Source organism: Tenacibaculum sp. SM2510, assembly GCF_057002845.1.
On the sequence record NZ_CP192703.1, the window covers coordinates 610256 to 631825 of the forward strand.

The following is a 21570-nucleotide window of genomic DNA, read 5'->3' on the forward strand; positions in this document are numbered from 1 at the left end:
TATAGTTTAGTTCTCGACTGCGCTCGAACTGACATTCAATTTATTAATTTCTTTTAATCTTAATGTAACAGCGTTTTTATGAGCCTGTAACCCTTCTGCTTCTGCCATTAACTCAATCGTTTTACCTATATTTTGTATTCCTTCTTTAGATATTTTTTGAAACGTAATACTTTTCGTAAAACTATCTAAATTAACACCTGAATATGCTTTTGCAAATCCGTTTGTTGGTAAGGTATGATTCGTTCCTGAAGCATAATCACCAGCACTTTCTGGAGTATAGTTCCCAATAAAAACCGAACCTGCGTTGGCTACTTTATCTATAAAAAAGTCATCATTCTTTGTTGCTATAATTAAATGTTCAGGAGCATAATCATTTACAAATTTAATTGCTTCATACTCATCTTTAATAACAATAGCTTTTGTGTTTTGTAATGCCTTTTGGGTAATTTCTTTTCTTGATAAGTTAAGAAGTTGCGCGTCTATTTCTTTTGCTACTTCAACAATTAAATCTTCAGAATCAGACACTAAAACAACCTGACTATCGGCACCGTGTTCAGCCTGACTTAATAAATCAGATGCTACAAATGCTACATTTGCCGAATCATCTGCTATTACTAATAATTCACTTGGCCCAGCTGGCATATCAATTGCAATTCCGTATTGCGTTGCCAATTGTTTTGCTACCGTTACATATTGGTTTCCAGGACCAAAAACTTTAGATACTTTCGGTATCGTTTCTGTACCAAATGTAAAACTAGCAATAGCTTGTATACCACCAACTTTATATATTTTAGTTACACCACAAAGTGCTGCTGTATATAAAATTGCAGGATTAATTGCTCCTTTTTTATCCGGTGGAGAACATAAAATAATTTCTTTACAACCTGCAATATTTGCTGGTGTTGCTAACATTAAAACGGTAGAAAATAACGGAGCAGTTCCGCCAGGAATGTACAACCCTACTTTTTCAATAGGTCTTTTTTCTTGCCAACATTGTACTCCTTTTGTTGTTTCTATTGCTATTCTTTCGGTTTTCTGAGCAGCATGAAAAACTTCAATATTTGCCTTTGCTTGTTGAATAGCATTTTTTAATTCTTTAGAAACTAAGTTTTCGGCATTTTTAATCTCTTCTAAACTAACTTCTAATGTATCTAAATTTACACCGTCAAAAAGGGCTGTATACTTTTTTACTGCAATATCGCCTGACTCTTTAACTTCTTTGAAAATATTATCTACAGTTTGCGCTATATCTTCAACAGATTTTGTGGGTCTTTTTAATAACGAGTCCCAATTATCTTTATTTAATTCTACTGCTCTCATCTACCTTAATTTTTAAACAACCATTTTCTCTATAGGACACACTAAAATACCTTCTGCTCCATTAATTTTTAGCTCATCTATAATATCCCAAAACTCATCTTTATCTAGTACTGAGTGTACAGAGCTCCATCCTTCTTCTGCCAATGGTAAAACTGTAGGACTTCTCATTCCTGGTAAGATATCTATAATTTTTTCTAATTTATCATTGGGTGCATTTAACAAGACATATTTAGAACGCTTTCCTTTTAAAACAGCTTGAATTCTAAACTGTAATTTATTTAAAATATTTTTTCTTTCTTCAGTAATTAATGGTGAAGTTGCTAAAACAGCTTCTGAAGTTAGTAATACTTCAATCTCTTTTAAGCCATTTTTAAATAAAGTAGAACCACTTGAAACGATATCACAAATTCCGTCTGCCAATCCTATATTTGGTGCAATTTCAACAGAACCATTAATGATGTGTAACTGTGCATCAATTTGATTTTTAGCTAAATATTTTTTTACCGTTTCTGGATATGAAGTTGCAATTCTTTTTCCATTTAAATCTTTTAAAGAGTTTGCTGTAGATTCTTTAGGAACCGCAATAGAAACCTTGCATTTAGAAAAACCTAAACGTTCTACAAATTCTAAATCATTTCCTTTTTCTATCAATACATTTTCACCAATAACTGCAATATCAACGACACCGTCTCTTAAATACTGAGGAATATCTCCGTTACGTAAATAAAAAACTTCTAATGGAAAGTTTCTTGCAGAAGCTTTTAGCTGGTCTTTACCATTATCAATAGAAATACCACAATCTTTTAAAAGCTGTAATGAATCTTGATTTAATCTTCCTGATTTTTGAATTGCTATTCTTAATTTACTCATTTTGTTAATTAATATGTTTGAGTAAATCTTGTAGTAGAGATTATTTCCTTTTTGGAAATAAAAAACCCGTTTGATTTACTCAAACGGGTTTAAAATATATGTTGACTTTATTCAATACATCTTTAGTTCGCCTGAGTGCAAATATGATGATGATGATGTGATAGAATAAAACGCATGTTTCTTTTTTTGATGCTGCAAATATTTCACTTTATTTTAAAATACGCAAGCTTTTTATGTAAAAATTAATAATCAAACATGACCAAGAAATAATATGTGCCGATATTTTGATAAATATACCGCCACATTGTTATATGGTTTAGAGATATCTCTAAAAAAATCTTTAATCAACTCTAAAGATTTTTTTCTTATAAAACACACTTAAAAGATGTGTCTTTTTGTGATAACTTCGGAAATTCACTAAAGAAAAAGCAAGTTATTTTCTTCAATTTTAAATAAAATTACTTCGACGTTATGAAAAAGAACTTATTTTTCTAATGGAACTTCTGGTAATTTATTTTTAAAACTCGGAGCATTATCTCTGTAAGAAACAGCCTTCTTTTTAGAAATCATTACTAATAAATCTTCATTTAAGGTAAATAATGTACCAGCTCTAAAAGTTTCTAAGACTAGTTCTTCTATTTCTATTATTGCTTCGTTTAAAGAAAACTGTTTATACTTCTCTTCCTCAGCATAACGATATTTAAATTGAAACGTTTCTTTTCCTTCAATCAAAAACAAACGCATATATACATTTTTTAAACCTTCACTTTTTCTAAGAGGTTTACTTAAGGTTAGCTTAACAAAGGTATCGTTCGTTAGGCTTCGTTGTAATGTTTCAAAAAGTTGTTTAAATTCACTCATATTGTAAATATAAAAAAAGCTCAAGTTTAAAACTTGAGCTTTTTTATTTATATATAATTTAAAAGCTTACGCTTTAAAATTAATTTTACGCATACGTAAGCTTAATGGAGTAACTTCTAAATACTCATCTGCTTTAATGTATTCCATGTTTTCTTCTAAAGAGAAATCAATTTTCGGTGCAATTTTCATAGCTTCATCTGTACCAGATTTACGCATGTTTGTTAATTGCTTTCCTTTAACTAAGTTTACTGCCATCTCATCAGATTTACTGTTCTCTCCAATTACTTGGCCAACATAAATCTCTTGGTTAACATCGATAAAAAACTTACCTCTATCTTGTAAACGATTTAATGCATATGCAGTTGCCTTACCAGCTGCTGCAGAAACGATTGCTCCTTTTACTTCTTCAGTAAAATCTCCTTTATAAGGACCATATTCACTAAATCTGTGGTTAATAATTGCTTGACCAGCTGTTGCTGTTAAAATTCTGTTTCTTAAACCAATTAATCCACGAGAAGGTATAGTAAATTCTAAGTGTTGTAAATCTCCTTTAGGTTCCATAATCATTAAGTCTCCTTTACGTAAAGAAACTAAGTTCACAGCTTTAGAGGCAACATCTTCTGGTACATCGATAGACAATGTTTCCATTGGCTCATGTTTCTTACCATCAATCATTTTAATAATTACTTGTGGTCTTCCCACTTGTAATTCATATCCTTCACGACGCATTGTTTCAATCAATACAGATAAGTGTAATACTCCACGACCAAATACGTTAAACTTGTCTTCAGAATCTGTAGTTTCAACTTTTAAAGCTAAATTCTTTTCTAATTCTTTAAACAGACGATCACGAATGTGACGAGATGTAACAAATTTACCTTCTTTACCAAAGAAAGGAGAATTGTTAATTGTAAACAACATACTCATTGTAGGCTGGTCAATTTCTGTTCTTGGTAATGCTTCCGGGTTTTCTAAATCAGCGATTGTATCACCAATTTCAAATCCTTCAATACCTGTAATAGCACAAATATCTCCACAAGGAACTTTATCTACTTGAACTTTACCCATTCCTTCGAATACGTGCAATTCTTTAATTCTTACTTTTTTAGTTGTACCGTCAGCTTTACATAACATGTAATCTTTACCAGCTTCTAAATCTCCTCTGAAAATACGGCCAATAGCAATTCTACCTGTAAAAGCAGAAAAATCTAATGAAGTAATTTGCATTTGTGGAGTTCCTTCGTTGTACTTAGTAGCAGGAATAGATTCTAATACAGCATCTAATAAAGGAATGATGTTATCAGTTTCATTTTTCCAATCAGTACTCATCCAATTATTTTTTGCAGAACCATAAATGGTAGCGAAATCTAATTGTTCTTCTGTTGCTTCTAAAGCAAACATTAAGTCAAAAACTTTTTCGTGAACTAAATCAGGAGTACAGTTTTCTTTATCTACTTTATTAACAACTACGATAGGTGTTAATCCTAATTCTAAAGCTTTACCTAAAACAAAACGAGTTTGTGGCATTGGCCCTTCAAATGCATCAACTAATAATAAAACACCATCAGCCATTTTTAATACACGCTCTACTTCTCCTCCGAAATCGGCGTGACCAGGTGTATCAATTACATTGATTTTTGTGTTCTTGTAGTTTATTGATACGTTTTTAGAAAGAATTGTAATTCCTCTTTCACGCTCTAAGTCGTTATTATCTAACAATAAATCAGTACGTTCTTTACGCTCGTCTAAAATTTTTGCTTGATCTATAATTTTATCTACCAAGGTAGTCTTACCGTGATCAACGTGTGCTATAATAGCGATGTTTCTAATTGGTTGCATTCTTGCTCGTTTTTTAAAGCTGCAAAAGTAGTGTATTAAAAATGAATACTATATAAATGTAGCCGAATTATTTTTTTTTAGCTATATCTTCATCATTTCCTCTAAAAGCACTTGGTAGAATATCTGGAATTAATTTTATTAATAACGGCAATAGTAATGCACCGCCAGGAAGCATAAATACAGTAAAAGCTGGTATTGCTTTACAAATATCTATCATCTGTTCTTTTACCTTTGCCTTTTCTTCGTCTGTTAGGCTTGTGGTAATCGATTTTTTAATCAAAAAAACCAATTCTTTACTTTCTTGAAGTTCTTTTGCTAATCGTTTTTTATTTATTTGAATAGCTGCTTTTATTTCATCTACCGTACTCATTACAATTTACGGCGTTTTCTCTCTGTTTTTATCAAGTTAAGCTCTCTTGATGTTTGCCCTGCTACTGAGGTGTTTTCTTCAGCTCTACGAATTAAGTATGGCATAACATCTCTTACAGGACCAAAAGGAACATATTTAGCCACGTTATAACCTTCTGCTGCTAAATTAAAACTAATATGATCGCTCATACCGTATAACTGACCAAACCACATACGATTGTCATTTGCTGCTATATTGTATTCTTTAGATAAATCCATCAATAAATATGAACTCTCTTCATTGTGGGTTCCTGCAAAGATGGCCATATTTTTATGCTCCATCATAAAACGAACTGCCTCGTTATAATTAATGTCTGTGGCTTGTTTATCATGACATATAGGTGAATCGTACCCCTTTTCTTCTGCCCTTACTCTTTCTCTCTCCATATAAGCACCACGAACTACTTTCATACCTATGTGGTAACCTTTTTGATGCGCTTTTTGATAGAGACTACGTAAATAATCCATACGATCATGACGGTACATTTGTAAAGTATTAAAAACAATTGCCTTGTTTTTATTATAAGTCTCCATTAATTCCTCAATTAAATCATCTGCAGCGTCTTGCATCCAACTTTCTTCGGCATCTATTAATAGCGGAACATCTTTTTCTACTGCTAATTTACAAACAGTATGAAAACGCTCTAAAACTCTAATCCATTCAGATTTCTCATCTACTGTTAATTCTTTTTTTTCTGTTAACTTTTGATACAAAGCAAAACGCCCAAAACCAGTTGGTTTAAAAACAGCGTAAGGTATTGATTGCTTTTCTTGAGAAAAATTTATAATCTTTACAATTTTATTAAGTGCATCATCAAAACTTTCTTCTTCTTCTTTTCCTTCAACAGAATAATCTAATACACTATGAACCTTGCCTTTTTCAAACATCTTGTCAATTACAGGTAAACAGTCTTCTTCTGTTACACCTCCACAAAAATGATCAAAAACTGTAGAACGAATTAACCCCTCAACAGGCAAATGTGCTTTTAATGCAAAATTGGTTACCGCGGTACCAATACGAACCATTGGTTGGTTTTGTATCATTTTAAATAAAAAATAGGCACGCTCTAACTCTGAGTCAGATTTTAATTTAAAAGCAGTTTCTGTATTGTTAAAAAGTCTCATTACTGAAGTCTTATAGTATTTTATTTGTAAAGGCAAATATAAATTACCTGTATGATATATTTTAAATTTTTCTATTTATTTTCGCTATAAATTAAAGATTAAAATGACCTCTATCAAAGCAGCAACATACCCTATTCATTTTAATGAAAAAGCGTATACCGAATTGGCGAATTTAATTCGCAACAATAATTATTCTTCTATATTTATATTGGTTGATGACAATACGCTTACCCATTGTTATCCTCGCTTTATGCCTTTGTTAGAAACCGATAAAACTATTGAAGTAATTCAGATTGATGCTGGTGAGATACATAAAAATATAGAAACCTGCGTTGGTGTTTGGAATGTAATGACCGAACTAGGTGCTGATAGAAAAAGTTTACTAATTACTTTAGGTGGTGGTGTTATTACCGATTTAGGTGGTTTTGTTGCTTCTACTTTTAAACGTGGAATTGATTTTATTAACATTCCAACGACTTTACTAAGCATGGTTGATGCTTCTGTTGGAGGAAAAACTGGTGTTGATTTAGGGGTGTTAAAAAATCAGATTGGCTTATTTGCAAACCCTAAAATGGTGGTATTAGATCCTGAGTACCTACACACACTTTCTGCTCGTGAAATTAGATCGGGAACTGCCGAAATTATCAAATACGGAATGACACACGATATTCGTTTGTTTAATGAAATTAAAGATAATGCCGAATTAAACATTGTAGATTTAATACACCGTTCTATTGAAATTAAAAACGAAGTTGTTTTAAAAGATCCTACAGAACAAAACATCCGTAAGGTTTTAAATTGGGGCCACACCATTGGTCACGGAATAGAATCTTATTTTTTAGATGCTGCTGAAAAAGAAAATTTAACGCATGGTGAAGCCATAGCTATCGGTATGGTTTGCGAAACGTATATTTCTTCTAAAATTTTAGATTTCCCTTCGGATAAACTTAAAGAGCTTAAAAAAGCAATTCTTGCTATTTATGGTAAAGTAGAAATTAAAAAAGAAGACTTCTTTTCTATTACGGAACTAATGAAGCATGACAAGAAAAATGTTGGAGGAGAGATTAACTTTGTACTCTTAAAAGACTATGGTGACTTTCAAATAAATTGTAAAGTCCCTAATAAATTAATAATTGAAAGCTTAGAATACTATAACTCATAATAAAACAAAAAAGCGCAACTTAAGTTGCGCTTTTTTGTTTTATTTAGTTACTGTTATTGGTATACTGTCTTGAGATCCGTAAAGTTTTATCTCTGTAATATCTGCAGGCATATTTAAGCCGTTTTTAGTAATTATTCTTTTACCATTTTTAATCACATCACTTTTAACCTCTAAGGCTGCTCGTTTATATTCTTTGGTTTTTGTCCAAAAAATGATTTTTAAATTAACGGTACTCACTCCTAAACTATCTAAAGTAACAAAGCACTGATGCTCTTCTGTATCAATTACACCTACTGTGTTTACAACCGAATTTATAATTACTTTTTTGCTAAATCAACATCATCTTCATAATCAATACCTACGGTAAAATCTAATCGATAAAAACCATCTTCCGTGTAGTTATAAACTGCTTTTTTAATAATATCACTATTAGGAATGTAAACATCTCTACCATCAAAAGTTTTAAGCTTTGTAAACCTAAATTCCATCATTTTTACTTTTCCGAATATATCACCAATCATTACCGTATCATTTACATCAAACGGTCGATTAAAAGATAAAATTACTCCCGATATAAAATTTTCACCAATATCTTTAAAGGCAAAACCAATTATTACAGCACCTGCACCTGCAGCCGTTAGTAAACCTGTTGCTATGCCACCTAAACCTGCTGCTCTTAAAGCTAACATTATCGTTAAGATTACCAACCCTGCTTTAACTGTTTTTGTTAAAAAATTAGTCATTAAAGGATCTTTAGTTCTTACAGAAATTGTTTTTCTGAAAATCTTAGCTATAGCGTTTGCAATTAAAAAACCTATTGTTATTATAAGTATTCCTATAAAAATACTGGGAACTTGTTGTATAAATTCATTCCAATATATTTGAATAGCGTTTTTTAATTCTATCATAATTTACTTTGGTTATTAGTTTATTTTTAAATAGCTTCTATTGTAATTGATAAATGTTTTATGATAAAACAATATCTTCTTTTAATTGTTCTACCGTACTTTTTGCCCATGCATTTAACATCCAGCTAGTTTTTTCTAAAGAAGCAATATAACCACCCATTAAATCGATGGTACCCTCATCTTCTGCTTCTTCTGCTCTTTTTATTGTGCGAGACATTTGTTCTAACAAAACTTTATGATCATCTAATAAGATATAAACCATATCTGTATCCGTTTGAAAAGGGCTTTCTTCTGATATTGTTGCAATTTTTAAATACCTGCTATACCTACTTATTGGATGGTATTGTAATGTTAAAATACGCTCAGCTATTTCATCTATCTTAACTCTTGCATCACCATACATTTCTTCAAATTTGTTATGTAGCTCAAAAAAGTTTTTCCCTACTACATTCCAATGAAAATTTCTTAATTTTTGATAGTAAATATGATAATCAGCTAATAATTGATTCAATTCTTTTGCTACTGGTAAAACACTTTCATTCTGCATATTTAAATAACTCATGTTGTTTTATTTTATATTAATAATTTATTTCTACCGCAAAAATAGATTCTAAGTGAGGTATAGCTTTGCTCATTTAATAACTTTGCTTGCTCATTTCATTTTGCATGAATTTTAGGTATAAAAAAAAGGATGAGTAAAACTCATCCTTTTCCTGATTTTCGAATTGCTTTACCAATTCGAGGGGGACTTCTTATTTTATAAAAAAATAAAATAAGTTTTATTATTACATTTTAAATGTTTCAAAAACAGCATATTCTATCATACCTGATTTAGTATTTTTATATTCTATTATAAAATCACCATGCTTATTAAAATAGCCTACTCCGTTAAAATCATTTCCTTCAACAATATAAAAATTGTTATTTATAGATTTTAATGCTTTAGCTGATGTAATATCTTTACCTTTTAGTTTATAGGTAATTAATAAATTATTTTGATTGATTAAGAAATCATATTTTACATCTTTATATTTAAAGTATATTACTTTTGTTTTTGTATCATAAAACGGATCTTTATCGTTATCAACCATTATTGTTTTAGAAACAGTAACAGGGCTATCTACAATTTTTTGATTTAATTGATTTTTCTGATTCGGATCGAACTTTGTTTTTTGCGACTTCTCAGTAACCACCTTTACCTTAGTATCGTATTTAACACCATCTTTACCTACTTTTTGTGACTTTTGAACTTTCGTTGTTTTTACAACTTCTGTTTGTGAGTTTACTGTAGTAATTACCCCTACGAACAATAAACTTATGATTATTTTTTTCATTTTGAATCTATTTTAAATTATAAGTGCTTTTTTGCTAAGTGCTCACTTTTTATCACTTTTTTTATTTTTTAAATAGCAATTTGTAATTATTCTCTTTTCATACTACAAAGATATTGGTAGTAATCAATTTTACTTTGCTCCTTTAAAGTCTTTCTTTGCTCATTTCATAAAAATTGTAAAAAAAAAGCAAAAAAAAAGCAAAAAAAAATAAACATGAGAATCATGTTTATTTTTATATCGTATATTTTATTTTTTTATAATTTTTTTCTTCCTGTAATAAGAGAAATAACAAAAAGAATTATAAAAATAAAGAATGCAATTTTAGCAAAACCTGCTGCTGTTCCTGCAATTCCACTAAATCCTAAAAATCCTGCAATTAATGCTATAATAATAAATGTGATTGTCCAACGTAACATATTTTTTTGTTTTTATAGTTAATAATAAGCACAACTATTGTGCTTTACAAAATTAGTTATATGCTTAAATAATGCTTTACTCATTTAATTTGATTGTTGACTCATTTAAAAAAAATGAAATGAGCTAAGAACTATTTCTATTGAACTAAGAATACATTACTATTCTATTTAGTTTTGTTAGGGTATGAATTAAAAATATTTACGCAGGTTTAATTAACTTCTTTATAATAAAAAATAGATTATTCCCTTAAGAAAATTCTGCTAGTTTTTAAAAAATCTTAAATACATTAACTAATAATGAATTATAAACTCTCTAACATAGCTACAAAAGAAAGGATAAAAGATTTCACTAAATTATCTTTTGAATATCCTCACTTATATAAGCCTAAACGTAAAATAAATGGCCTAAAAGAGCAAACTGTTAGCATTATTACAACAGAAAATCCCAACGTAATTACGCAAGGTATTTGGGGAATATTACCTCAAAATTATGCTGAAAACTGGAGTAAATTTCAAAATATTAAAAACACATTACACACTGATAAACTAGAAATAAAAAAAAACATCTTATTTAAAGAAGCGTTATTTAGTCGAAGATGTTTATTTATAGTTACAGGTTTTTATACCCATAAAATTATTGATAACACGATTAAAAATTACTTGGTAGAGAAAAAAGAACAAGAACCCTTTTACCTGGCTGGTTTGTACAACACTACAAGTGATGGCTTTATAACCTGTTCTGTAATAAATACCAAAAACACAAAAGAACTAAATTCTTTTAATAATATATATGAAGTAATGCCCCTACAAATACCTAAAATATTTAAAAATATGTGGCTTAATTCTGAAACAGATATTGATGAAATTGATTTTTTAATAAACAACCCTTATGACACAAAGCTAAATATTCAAGTAATAGCTTCATAAAAGTTTTTAACTTATTTTTATTTTACTCTCTTGTTTATTTTTTAAAAACTCACTCGGACTAATACCATATTTTCTTTTAAATATTTTAGAGAAATAACTTCTACTAGAAAACCCTATTGAATATACTATTTGAGAAATATTATAGTCTGTATTATTAATTAAGTCACGTGCTTGCTCTAATCTAACATGCCTTACATACTCTGTTACTGTTCGTGAAAAAAGCAGCTTAAATCCTTCTTGAAGTTTAGCCTGTGGAAGACCTATTTCATTTGCTAAATTTTCAACATTATAATCTTCTGCTACTTTTTTAAGTATCTTTTGCCCTACGCTTCTTACTAAACTAATTTCTTTTTTAGTTAAAGAAGTACTTGGCTTCTTATCTCTTTTTACATCTTTGTTATGCTGCTGCATATGTTCTGATAAAATTTGGTAAACAATACCCTCTTTTATCAGTATTCGTATTATTCCTTTTTGTTTAATAGCATTGTACTGTTTAATCAGGTTTGCCATTTTTAAATTATAGGTGCCAAAATAAGCAAAAACATTTTCATGCTGTTGATCATAAAAAACTTCGTATAATTTTTGATTTAATATTGATGCATCATTTAAACGTTTATTTATAAACTTTACCCTGTTTATTTGAATTAAATGTATTTGTACTTTAATATCTTTTTCGAAATAACCATAATTATAACCACCATCTTTACTGGTTATTATTACAGATTGATATTGATCTAATTTCCTTTTTTTATTCTCTAATTCAAATCTATGATAAGTATATCCTTCAGTAGTATACACAAAATGAATCGGATTAAATTCAGAAGCATCCATTACTAATAAAATGTTGTCTAAAAAAACAATATCATACTGCAATATACTTCCTCCCCACTCAAAATTTAAAAAAGTAATTTTCCCTTTTGCCAACTCACTATCTACCTCTAAAACATACTCTCCCCATCTTTCTGTTATCGTTCCTCCAATTACTTCTTGTATTTGTTTAACTGTCCCAGCAGTATCAATAGCAGTAATTTTTATAGTAGTCATTTGCTTTTTGGTCTAAAGTTACTACTATTTACTCTTAATAATGTTAAATTATTTTAAAAGAGTGTTTTTCGGTATGAGCAAATATCAAAAACATATGAGCTAAACTCACTTACAATGATGTCGTACTTTTGCCTTGTAACAATAAAAAACACAAACAAATGAAAATTTTAAAAATAGTACTTATAAGTTCTTTCTTTTTTTTAGCTTTAAACGCTAGTGCTCAGCAAATTTCAAAAAACGCCATTGGTGTGAGGGTTGGTGATAATGACGGATTTGGAGGAGAGCTTTCTTATCAACACTATTTAAAAGAAAATAATAGATTAGAATTTGATTTAGGCTTTAGGAACTCCAAAAACGTTGATGCCTTTAAACTTGTAGGTTTATACCAATGGGTACATAAATTAGATGGCAACTTTAATTGGTTTGTAGGAGCTGGTGCCGGTATTGGGTCATACGATACTCCTGCAGGTGATGGATTTTTTGCATTAATCGCTGGTGATTTAGGTATTGAATATAATTTTGATATTCCTTTAATTATGTCTTTAGATATTAGACCTGAACTTGGTTTAAATAATGAATATAGTGATGATTTAGATTTAGATATTGCCCTAGGTATCAGATACCAATTCTAATCAAAAAAAAAATAATTAACTAACCTTAAAATAAAATTATTATGGATAAAATCATCAAAACATTATTAATTATCTCAGGATTGGTATTAACTGCATACGGTGTGTATAAAGTTATTGCTCCTGAAGCAACAGTAGATATTGGTATTGCAGAATTTAGTTCACAAGATAACAAAAAAGCTTACATTTCTTTAGCTGTAGGTGTAGCAATACTAGTTATTTCTGGTTTTGTAAAAAAGAAATAATTTAAAATTACAACAAAAAAAAGCAAGACAATGTCTTGCTTTTTTTTGCTATTTTATTGAACACCTTTTATAAATATCTTCATAAACTGGCAGTATTTTTTCTAAAGAAAACAACTTAATATGTTCTTTCGCATTTTCTTTAAATCTATTTAAAACAACATCGTCTTTTAATATTTTAATGGCATTTTTAGCCATATCATCCACATCTCCTAAATTACTTAAATACCCCGTTTCACCGTGAATATTAACTTCTGGCAAACCTCCACAGTTGGTTGAAATAACTGCTGTACCTGCTGCCATAGCCTCTAATGCTGCCAAACCAAAACTTTCGGTTTCTGAAGGCAATAAAAAAACATCTGAATAGCACAATATCTTAGCTACCTCATTAGAGTTACCCATAAACAATACTTTATCTTCAATGTGTAGTTTTTTTGCTAATTTTTCAGCTTTTAAGCGCTCAGGTCCATCTCCTACCATTAATAATTTTGAGGGTACTTCTTTTTGAATTTTATTAAAAATTTTAATCACATCATTGGTACGTTTCACTGGACGAAAATTACTAACATGTGTTACTATTTTTTCTTGGGGTGTAGCTAAAGCAATCCTTTTACACTCATCTTGATGTGCTTTATTATATTTTTCGCCATCAATAAAGTTGTAAACTACTTTTATATCTTTTTCAATATTAAATAATCGTAACGTATCTTCCTTTAAACTGTTAGATACTGCCGTTACTTCATCTGATTTGTTAATACTAAATTCTACTGCTGTTTTATACGTTGGATGACTCCCCACTAAAGTAATATCAGTACCGTGTAAAGTGGTTACCACTTTTATATTGATTCCTTTATCCTCTAACATCTTCTTTGCCATATAGGCTGCATATGCATGTGGAATTGCATAATGAACATGTAAAACTTCTAGTTTATGTTTTTCAACCACTTCAACCATTTTACTAGACAATGCTAATTCATATGGCTGATATTGAAATAATGGATATTCCTCTAAAACTACTTCGTGAAAATGTAACCTATGTGAAAAAAAATCTAATCGAACAGGTTGATTATAAGTTATAAAATGTACTTCATGTCCTTTATCAGCAAGTGCCATTCCTAACTCTGTTGCTACTACTCCACTTCCTCCAAAAGTTGGATAACATACAATTCCTATTCTCATACTTAAGTTTGATTATTATAGTAAGGTTACTGACGTAAATTTACGGTATTACTTACGCTTTTTTGTGAATAAAAACATAAAAAAAACGTCATTACGAACGAAGTGAAGTAATCTTATAATTTAAGATTGCTTCGTCAAACTTCCTCGCAATGACGTTTATAATATATAACTATCAGTTTATTTTTTTAATAGTCTCCTAATGTTTCTGGATTTTGTGCTAATGAAGAAGCTAATTGCTCATCATTTGGCGCTTTACCGTGCCAAGCATGTGTATGCATCATAAAATCGATACCATTACCCATTTCTGTGTATAATAACACACAAACTGGTTTTCCTTTACCGGTACGAGATTTTGCATCTGCCATTCCGCTTAAAATAGCTTCTACATTATTTCCTTCTCTTACTTCTAATACATCCCAACCAAAAGCTTCAAACTTTGCTCTTAAGCTTCCCATTGCGAGTACCTGATCTGTAGTTCCGTCAATTTGTTTTTCGTTTACATCAATAGTTGATATTAAATTATCAACTTTTTTTCCTGATGCATACATTGCTGCTTCCCAGTTCTGACCTTCTTGTAATTCACCATCACCATGTAATGTGTATACAATTTTATCATCGCCATTTAACTTCTTTGCTTGCGCCGCACCAATAGCAACACTCATACCCTGACCTAATGATCCTGATGCGATACGAATACCTGGTAATTTTTCGTGTGTTGTTGGATGCCCTTGTAAACGAGAATCTAATTTTCTAAACGTTGCTAACTCTGCAACAGGAAAAAACCCACTATGTGCTAAAACACTATAGTAAACTGGTGATATATGTCCGTTTGATAAAAAGAATAAATCTTCGTTATTTCCGTCCATTTTAAAATCAGTAGAATAATCCATGATTTCTTGGTACAAACAGGTTATAAACTCTGCACATCCTAAAGAACCTCCCGGATGCCCTGAATTTACTGCGTGAACCATTCGAACGATATCTCTACGAACTTGTTGTGTAAAATCTTGAAGCTGTTGTGTTGTTGGCATTGTTGTTTTGTTTTATAACAACAAAAGTAACTGTTTATAAAACAATTGCCAATTACTTTTTTTAATTCTTAAAAATAAAAAAGGTTCGTGAATTTAAAATTTCTTTTTCATTTAATTTCCCCTTCTAAACAATACAGTTTCCGAACCCTTCATTTACGTATTTCAAAGAACAAGCATTTATGCTTAATAGACAAAACACTGTAGTCTGTTTTCATGAATACCGTGTTATCAAAAACACAACCATATCTTTTTCAAGCTTTTAAAAAAAAATATTTTTATCATAAAAATGGTAGATTTGAGTATTCTAATAACACTATATGTACTTTACAATAAAAAGAACACTTTGTTTTTTTACTTTTTTATCTTTCAGTTTAACTATTAACAGTTAAAACACAACTTCTTTACCCGATTCATTATCTAATAAAAGTTTTTTAGAGTTATCTGATTTATTCTATAATAGCAAACCTGACACCTTAAAAGCAATAACATATGCCAATGCTGTTTATTTTAAAGCTCTAAAGATGAAAGATACTATGGAAATGCTAGATGGAAAATATTATTTAGCTGATATAAAAAATAACGAAAGTATTTATTTAAATTATTGTGATTCTTTAATTGAGGTTACGAAAAAGAAACCTTCTAAAAACTTCCCCGTAATTATCTATTTTGAAAAAGGAAATTTTTTTTTAAAAAGAAGCAAATACAACAAAGCTTTAAGTAATTTTTTTAAAATCAACAACAGTCTAGACACTAATAAAAACGATAGCATTAACGCATTAAAAAACATGTATTTAGGCTTAGTTAAATCATCTATTAACGAAACTACTAGTGCCTTATTATTTTATAAAAAATCTTATAATTATTTTTCAAAAAAACAAAGCTATCAAAAAGATGAGTACCTATCTTTATTAATGAATTTAACTACTGTTTACAAAAGGCTTAATCAATTTGATTCTGCATATTATTACAATAAAAAAAGTGTCGAGCTATCAAAAAAACTCAAAGACACTTTGTTTCTTAATTTTTCTTATTTTATTAAATCGACTATTGATTTTGAAAACAAAAAATATGATAAAGCCTTAATTGGATTTCATAAAGCTACTCCTCATATAATTAATGATGAAAATCTTTTTTTACTGGCTAAATCTTATACTTTAATTGGTGTAGCTTATGATTCTATAAAAGAATATAAATCAGCTTTAAAATACCATTATAAAGCTGATTCTTTGTATTCAGTAAATAAAATCTCTACTTCGACTCTTAAAAATAGTTTCACCTTTCTGTTTAATCATTATAAAAATAATGGTAATATAAAAAAGCAATTATTATATATTAATAAGCTCTTATATATTAATGAAATTAATTTAACTTAGAAAAACAAAATAGATAAAACTTTTACTGAAAAATATGACATACCTAACTTACTTGCTGAAAAGAAAATTATTATAGATAAATTAGAGGAACAAGTTCTAAAGTCAAAAAAAAACAAACTTATTTACGTTTCACTTCTTGTTATTGCTTTTATATTAATCCTGTATCAGTTAAGAAAAAAAAGAATTTATAAGAAACGTTTTTTAGCTTTGGTCAATCAAGAAAACCCGAATACTAAAAAACCTCTAATCGTTAAAAATACCGGCAATACAATTACTGTTAAGCATAACATACCAAAAGACATCGTTTCTCTTATTTTAAAAGAGCTAGAGGTTTTTGAAGAAAAAGAAGCGTTTTTACATGCTGATAATAGCTTACAGAACCTAGCTAGCAAACTTAACACCAATAGTAGTTATTTATCTAAAATAATAAATCAGCATAAAAACACCAGCTTCTCTAACTATATTAATAACCTTAGAATTAATTATATTGTAGAGAAACTAAAAACAGATTCTTTGCTAAGAAAGTATACAATTAAGGCTATTGCTAGCGAAGTCGGCTTTAAAAATGCTGAATCTTTTTCGAAAGCTTTTTATAAGGTTACAGATATTAAACCTTCATACTTCATTAAAGAACTAGAAAAAAAGAATACTAAGCATTAAATTTATTGGCTTTATTTTTTATCCAAAAAAAAATACTTTATTTCATTCGTAATGATGCTTCAAAAAATTATTCGTCACATCACTACAAGGTGCGAAGTAGTCTTTAACAAATAAACTATCTAATACTATTTAAAATTCAAACCAAACAGATTACTTCGTTTCATTCGCAATGACACTAATACAATCAAGTTTTTTGCTTTTTCTTTTTTGCGGCAGGAAATAACACATTGTTTAAAATTAAACGATATCCTGGTGATGTTGGATGCAAATCTAACTCTGTTTTTGGGTCTCCTACTCTATGCTGATAATCTTCCGGATCATGACCTCCATAAAAAGTAAACATACCTTTTCCTTTGGTTCCGTGAATATATTTACCTTCTCCGTTGGTTTTATTTTCTCCTAAAATCATTACGGTAGATTTCACAGTACTACGATCAAAAGAAGTTGTTTGTCCCATAAATGCTTTTACCAACTGTGTGTGATTTTGAGTTAACATGGTTGGCACTTGATCCCACTTTGCGGAGAACTCTCCTAATGTAAAATAATCAACCTCTTTTTTAATTCTACGTTTACGAGTCATATCAATAGACGAAAACTCGTAAGTTGTTGGATTACGAATCAACTCGAAATCTTTAAAAGCAAAGGTTTTCTTAAAATCTATTTTAGATTGATAATTTGGTTCTGATGCATCGCCATCAAACATTCCTTCAGCAATATCTACTCCATCTGCAGCTAAGGCAATATCAAAACTATCGGTTGCTGAACACATGGCAAACATGAATCCGCCACCAACTACGTAATCTCTAATCTTTTTTGCTACTGCTCTTTTTTCTTCTGATACTTTAGTGTAGCCTAATTTTTTAGCCAATGCTTCTGCATCTTTTTTCTGTTGAATATACCAAGGCGCAGTTCTAAAGGCTCCGTAAAAACGACCATATTGCCCCGTAAAATCTTCGTGATGCAAATGCAACCATTCATACAATAGTAACTTATCATTTAACACTTCTTCATCGTAAATTACATCAAACGGAATCTCTGCATAAGCCAGCACCATCGTTACAGCATCATCCCAAGGCATTTTACCTTTTGGTGAATACACGGCTATTTTGGGTGCTTTTTCTAAAGTTACTGCTTCTTGATTTTTTGAAGGTGATGAAATTTCTTCTAAAATTAATGCTGATTTAGCATCTGAAGTTATCTGATATGAAACTCCCCTTATTTTACATTCTTTTTCTACAGATTCATTGTTTTCTATTAAAAAAGCACCGCCATCATGATTTAACAACCATTTTGCTTTTAACCCGTTTTGCAACGCGTAATAAACAATTCCGTATGCTTTTAAATGGTTTTTCTGATTCTCATTACTCATGGGAACATAAATAAAAGATGCCCAAATTGAGTTTGAGAGAAATAAAAATAATATTATATATACTGTTTTCTTCATACCAAAAACTAAAATACACAATTACTAAGTAGCAATTGTGTATTTATTATAATTTATGAATTGTTTAAGTTTTAAAACGGTACATCATCGTCACTTGGTCCGAAAGCATCTTCTGGTGATGCAAAATTACTAGAAGCTACATCAGTATTAAAGCCAGATTCAGCGCCTGAGTTCATACTCGACTGAAACTCGCTACTAATACCTTCTTCTAAATCTGAGAATAACGCTAAATGCCCTGTAAATTTTAAACGGATATTGTCCATTCCACCATTACGGTGTTTTGCTACAATAAATTCTCCCTGCCCTTCACATGGTGAATGATCATCATCATCCCATTCTGTCATACCATAATATTCTGGTCTAAAAATAAACGATACAATATCGGCATCCTGTTCAATTGCACCAGATTCACGTAAATCTGATAATAACGGACGCTTAGAGCCTCCACGCGTTTCTACCGCACGAGATAACTGAGATAATGCAATAACTGGGATACTTAATTCTTTTGCTAATGCTTTTAAGTTACGCGAAATAGTAGATATTTCTTGTTCACGGTTTCCTCCTGCTCCACCAGCCGTCATTAACTGTAAATAATCAATCACAATTATTTTTACATCGTGTTGCGATACTAAACGTCTTGCTTTTGCTCGTAAATCGAAAATTGAAAGCGCCGGAGTATCATCAATAAAAATCGGAGCATCAGAAAGTTTTTTAACCTTTACATTTAATTGTTCCCACTCATGTGGTTCTAAATTTCCTTTTCGTAGTTTTTCTGATGTTAAACCTGTTTCAGAAGAAATCATACGTGTAATTAACTGTACCGATGACATCTCTAGTGAGAATACTGCCACTGCATGCCCAAAATCAATCGCCATATTTTTAGCCATCGAAATTACAAATGCCGTTTTTCCCATACCAGGACGGGCCGCTATAATAATTAAATCGGATGGTTGCCACCCCGATGTTAAGGCATCTAATTTGGTAAATCCGGTAGCCAAACCACTCATTCCTTCTTTACCTGAAATTTCTTGTATTTTGGTAATAGATTGTTGTACTAACGAATCGGCTCTCTCTGCTCCTTTTTTAAGGTTTCCTTGTGTTACTTCAAATAACTTACCCTCGGCATCGTCTAATAAATCAAAAACATCGATGGTTTCGTTGTAAGCACTTTCTATTATTTCAGAGGAAATTGTAATTAATTTACGTTGAATATATTTTTCTAATATAATTCTTGCGTGAAACTCAATATGTGCCGAAGAAGCAACTTTTTGAGTTAAGCCAATTAAGAAAAAATCACCTCCTGCTAAATCTAACTTTCCATTCTTCTTTAATTGATTAGATACAGAAAGTAAATCAATGGGTTCTGAATTTTGAAAAAGTGTATAAATAGCTGCGTATATCTCTTGGTGTCTTTTATCATAAAAAGAATCAGGATTAAGAATATCAATTATTTCATCAATCCCTTTTTTATCAATCATCATAGCACCTAAAACAGCCTCTTCTAACTCTAAAGCTTGTGGTGGTAATTTTCCTTTTTCAAGACTAATAATTTTTGTCTTGTCTATTTTAGTTCCCCTAAGAGATTGAGTTCTTTCCATAACTACAAATGTAATTTTTTAAGCTGATATTTCTAGGAGCTATCTTTAACTTTCTTTATGCACAAGTTTTTAAACAAAACTGTTATTAACTTGTTGATAACCTTCTATCTTTCTTATTTTTGGTGTTATGCATTACAATAAGAAACAATTAATCCTAGCTTTATCTTTACCTCTTCAAATATTATTTGTACATTTTTTTAGCCAAAAACCACAATGGGTAGAGCAATATTATAGCACTGGGATATATCCTTATGTTTCAAAATTTTTGCGTTTTATTTTAGGGTGGATTCCTTTTTCTTTCGGCGATTTTTTAGGTTTTATATTAATACTTATGTTTATAAAAGCTATTTATGAGTTAATTAAAAACCGATTTAAAAACATCATCCCCATACTTCTGAAATTTATAACGGTTTTATCGATTGTTTATTTTTGTTTTTATGCTTTTTGGGGGTTCAATTATTTTCGCGAGCCTTTGGCTAAAAATTTAGGCTTACAGCAATCAACTTACACTACTGATCAATTGGTTGAAACTACTCAAAAAATTGTTTATGAGTTAAACAAAATACATTTAAAAATTACCAATAATGACTCAGTAAAAGTTATCGTTCCTTATTCACAAAAAGAAATTTATCATTTAGCTACAAATGGTTATAAAAACTTAGCTTTTATTTATCCGCAGTTAGCCTATAAAAATTCGTCTATAAAAAGTTCTTTGGTGAGTTTGTTTCAATCTTATAACGGAACTGCAGGGTATATAAACCCGATTACTGGTGAGGCACAAGTAAATGATATGATTCCTAAAACCGGATATCCCTCAACGACGTGTCATGAAATGGCACATCAAATTGGTTGGGCTGCAGAAAACGATGCCAATTTTGTTGGCTTCTTAGCCTCTATATCGAATAACGATGTATACTTTAAGTATTCGGGATACAGAATGGCATATAATTATTGCATTGGGCAAATTTATAAACGAGATAAAAAACTGGCATCAGAAATTAAGAAAACGGTAAACAAAGGAATTTATAAAGATTATATAGCTAGTTATTTACATTGGAAACAATTTAAAAATCCTATTGAGCCCTACTTAAAAAAAGGATATAATTCATATCTAAAGGCAAACAATCAATCAAAAGGAATAAAATCTTACAGTTATGTAGTAGATTTGTTAATCGCTTACTTTAAACATCAGAAATAAAA

At 30.1% G+C, this 21570-nt stretch carries 23 protein-coding genes; 7 read left to right on the plus strand and 16 right to left on the minus strand.

The genetic code is table 11. From position 1 onward, the window contains the following. Positions 1–6 precede the first annotated feature (6 nt). The 6 genes from hisD to ACQ629_RS02660 form a co-directional block, all read right to left on the minus strand. The gene (gene hisD, locus ACQ629_RS02635; RefSeq protein WP_483706412.1) at positions 7–1320 is read right to left on the minus strand and encodes a histidinol dehydrogenase; all 1314 of its coding nucleotides are present in this window, start codon (positions 1318–1320) and stop codon (positions 7–9) included. 12 nt (positions 1321–1332) lie between these two features. Next, a complete protein-coding gene (hisG, locus tag ACQ629_RS02640; protein WP_483706413.1) occupies positions 1333–2190 on the minus strand; it encodes an ATP phosphoribosyltransferase in 858 nt (285 codons plus the stop codon). Between the two features lie 483 nt (positions 2191–2673). Continuing rightward, positions 2674–3051, minus strand: a complete 378-nt coding sequence (locus ACQ629_RS02645; RefSeq protein ID WP_483706414.1) for a hypothetical protein — start codon at positions 3049–3051, stop codon at positions 2674–2676. Between the two features lie 66 nt (positions 3052–3117). After that, positions 3118–4890, minus strand: a complete 1773-nt coding sequence (gene typA, locus ACQ629_RS02650) for a translational GTPase TypA (protein WP_483706415.1) — start codon at positions 4888–4890, stop codon at positions 3118–3120. 67 nt (positions 4891–4957) lie between these two features. Then, complete coding sequence (locus tag ACQ629_RS02655; protein ID WP_483706416.1) at positions 4958–5260, minus strand: LETM1 domain-containing protein; 303 nt, start codon at positions 5258–5260, stop codon at positions 4958–4960. Beyond that, positions 5260–6423 carry a proline dehydrogenase family protein gene (locus tag ACQ629_RS02660; protein ID WP_483706417.1) on the minus strand — a complete coding sequence of 388 codons (1164 nt, stop codon included), beginning with the start codon at positions 6421–6423 and terminating at the stop codon, positions 5260–5262. The genes ACQ629_RS02655 and ACQ629_RS02660 overlap by 1 nt, the downstream gene beginning before the upstream one ends. 103 nt (positions 6424–6526) lie before the next feature. On the opposite strand from ACQ629_RS02660, the gene aroB reads away from it, so the two are divergent. Beyond that, the gene (gene aroB, locus ACQ629_RS02665; protein ID WP_483706418.1) at positions 6527–7585 is read left to right on the plus strand and encodes a 3-dehydroquinate synthase; all 1059 of its coding nucleotides are present in this window, start codon (positions 6527–6529) and stop codon (positions 7583–7585) included. Between the two features lie 39 nt (positions 7586–7624). Here the strand turns inward: aroB and ACQ629_RS02670 are convergent, their stop codons facing one another. The 5 genes from ACQ629_RS02670 to ACQ629_RS02690 form a co-directional block, all read right to left on the minus strand. Continuing rightward, positions 7625–7822, minus strand: a complete 198-nt coding sequence (locus ACQ629_RS02670) for a hypothetical protein (protein WP_483706419.1) — start codon at positions 7820–7822, stop codon at positions 7625–7627. Positions 7823–7902: 80 nt separating this feature from the next. Then, the gene (locus tag ACQ629_RS02675; RefSeq protein WP_483706420.1) at positions 7903–8493 is read right to left on the minus strand and encodes a mechanosensitive ion channel family protein; all 591 of its coding nucleotides are present in this window, start codon (positions 8491–8493) and stop codon (positions 7903–7905) included. A 58-nt stretch (positions 8494–8551) separates the two neighbouring features. After that, on the minus strand, positions 8552–9055 hold the full coding sequence (locus ACQ629_RS02680; protein WP_483706421.1) for a Dps family protein: 504 nt from the start codon (positions 9053–9055) through the stop codon (positions 8552–8554). Positions 9056–9278: 223 nt separating this feature from the next. After that, positions 9279–9827 carry a hypothetical protein gene (locus ACQ629_RS02685; RefSeq protein WP_483706422.1) on the minus strand — a complete coding sequence of 183 codons (549 nt, stop codon included), beginning with the start codon at positions 9825–9827 and terminating at the stop codon, positions 9279–9281. 254 nt (positions 9828–10081) lie between these two features. Beyond that, positions 10082–10243 carry a DUF1328 domain-containing protein gene (locus tag ACQ629_RS02690; protein ID WP_483706423.1) on the minus strand — a complete coding sequence of 54 codons (162 nt, stop codon included), beginning with the start codon at positions 10241–10243 and terminating at the stop codon, positions 10082–10084. Between the two features lie 297 nt (positions 10244–10540). Between ACQ629_RS02690 and ACQ629_RS02695 the strand changes: the two genes are divergently transcribed. Further along, positions 10541–11170 carry an SOS response-associated peptidase family protein gene (locus ACQ629_RS02695; RefSeq protein ID WP_483706424.1) on the plus strand — a complete coding sequence of 210 codons (630 nt, stop codon included), beginning with the start codon at positions 10541–10543 and terminating at the stop codon, positions 11168–11170. A 6-nt stretch (positions 11171–11176) separates the two neighbouring features. On the opposite strand, the gene ACQ629_RS02700 is transcribed toward ACQ629_RS02695, so the two are convergent. Continuing rightward, complete coding sequence (locus ACQ629_RS02700; protein ID WP_483706425.1) at positions 11177–12214, minus strand: helix-turn-helix domain-containing protein; 1038 nt, start codon at positions 12212–12214, stop codon at positions 11177–11179. 158 nt (positions 12215–12372) lie between these two features. Here ACQ629_RS02700 and ACQ629_RS02705 point away from each other — a divergent pair, with 158 nt between their 5' ends. Then, on the plus strand, positions 12373–12846 hold the full coding sequence (locus tag ACQ629_RS02705; RefSeq protein ID WP_483706426.1) for a hypothetical protein: 474 nt from the start codon (positions 12373–12375) through the stop codon (positions 12844–12846). 41 nt (positions 12847–12887) lie between these two features. Continuing rightward, complete coding sequence (locus ACQ629_RS02710; RefSeq protein WP_483706427.1) at positions 12888–13088, plus strand: hypothetical protein; 201 nt, start codon at positions 12888–12890, stop codon at positions 13086–13088. Positions 13089–13136: 48 nt separating this feature from the next. Here the strand turns inward: ACQ629_RS02710 and bshA are convergent, their stop codons facing one another. Together bshA and ACQ629_RS02720 are read right to left on the minus strand one after the other, a co-directional pair. Further along, the gene (gene bshA / locus ACQ629_RS02715; protein WP_483706428.1) at positions 13137–14264 is read right to left on the minus strand and encodes an N-acetyl-alpha-D-glucosaminyl L-malate synthase BshA; all 1128 of its coding nucleotides are present in this window, start codon (positions 14262–14264) and stop codon (positions 13137–13139) included. A 185-nt stretch (positions 14265–14449) separates the two neighbouring features. Beyond that, positions 14450–15295 carry a transketolase gene (locus ACQ629_RS02720; protein ID WP_483706429.1) on the minus strand — a complete coding sequence of 282 codons (846 nt, stop codon included), beginning with the start codon at positions 15293–15295 and terminating at the stop codon, positions 14450–14452. A 521-nt stretch (positions 15296–15816) separates the two neighbouring features. Here ACQ629_RS02720 and ACQ629_RS02725 point away from each other — a divergent pair. Both ACQ629_RS02725 and ACQ629_RS02730 read left to right on the plus strand, forming a co-directional pair. Next, entirely contained in the window at positions 15817–16668 is an 852-nt protein-coding gene (locus tag ACQ629_RS02725; RefSeq protein WP_483706430.1) for a hypothetical protein, read from the plus strand. Between the two features lie 207 nt (positions 16669–16875). Then, positions 16876–17328, plus strand: a complete 453-nt coding sequence (locus ACQ629_RS02730; protein ID WP_483706431.1) for a helix-turn-helix domain-containing protein — start codon at positions 16876–16878, stop codon at positions 17326–17328. 184 nt (positions 17329–17512) lie between these two features. Here the strand turns inward: ACQ629_RS02730 and ACQ629_RS02735 are convergent, their stop codons facing one another. Next, on the minus strand, positions 17513–18697 hold the full coding sequence (locus ACQ629_RS02735; protein ID WP_483706432.1) for an asparagine synthetase B: 1185 nt from the start codon (positions 18695–18697) through the stop codon (positions 17513–17515). Between the two features lie 146 nt (positions 18698–18843). Then, positions 18844–20370: a replicative DNA helicase gene (gene dnaB, locus ACQ629_RS02740; protein ID WP_483706433.1), complete on the minus strand. Its 1527-nt coding sequence runs from the start codon at positions 20368–20370 to the stop codon at positions 18844–18846. A 127-nt stretch (positions 20371–20497) separates the two neighbouring features. Between dnaB and ACQ629_RS02745 the strand changes: the two genes are divergently transcribed. Next, positions 20498–21568, plus strand: coding sequence for a DUF3810 domain-containing protein (locus ACQ629_RS02745; protein ID WP_483706434.1), 1071 nt, complete (start codon positions 20498–20500; stop codon positions 21566–21568). Positions 21569–21570 lie beyond the last annotated feature (2 nt).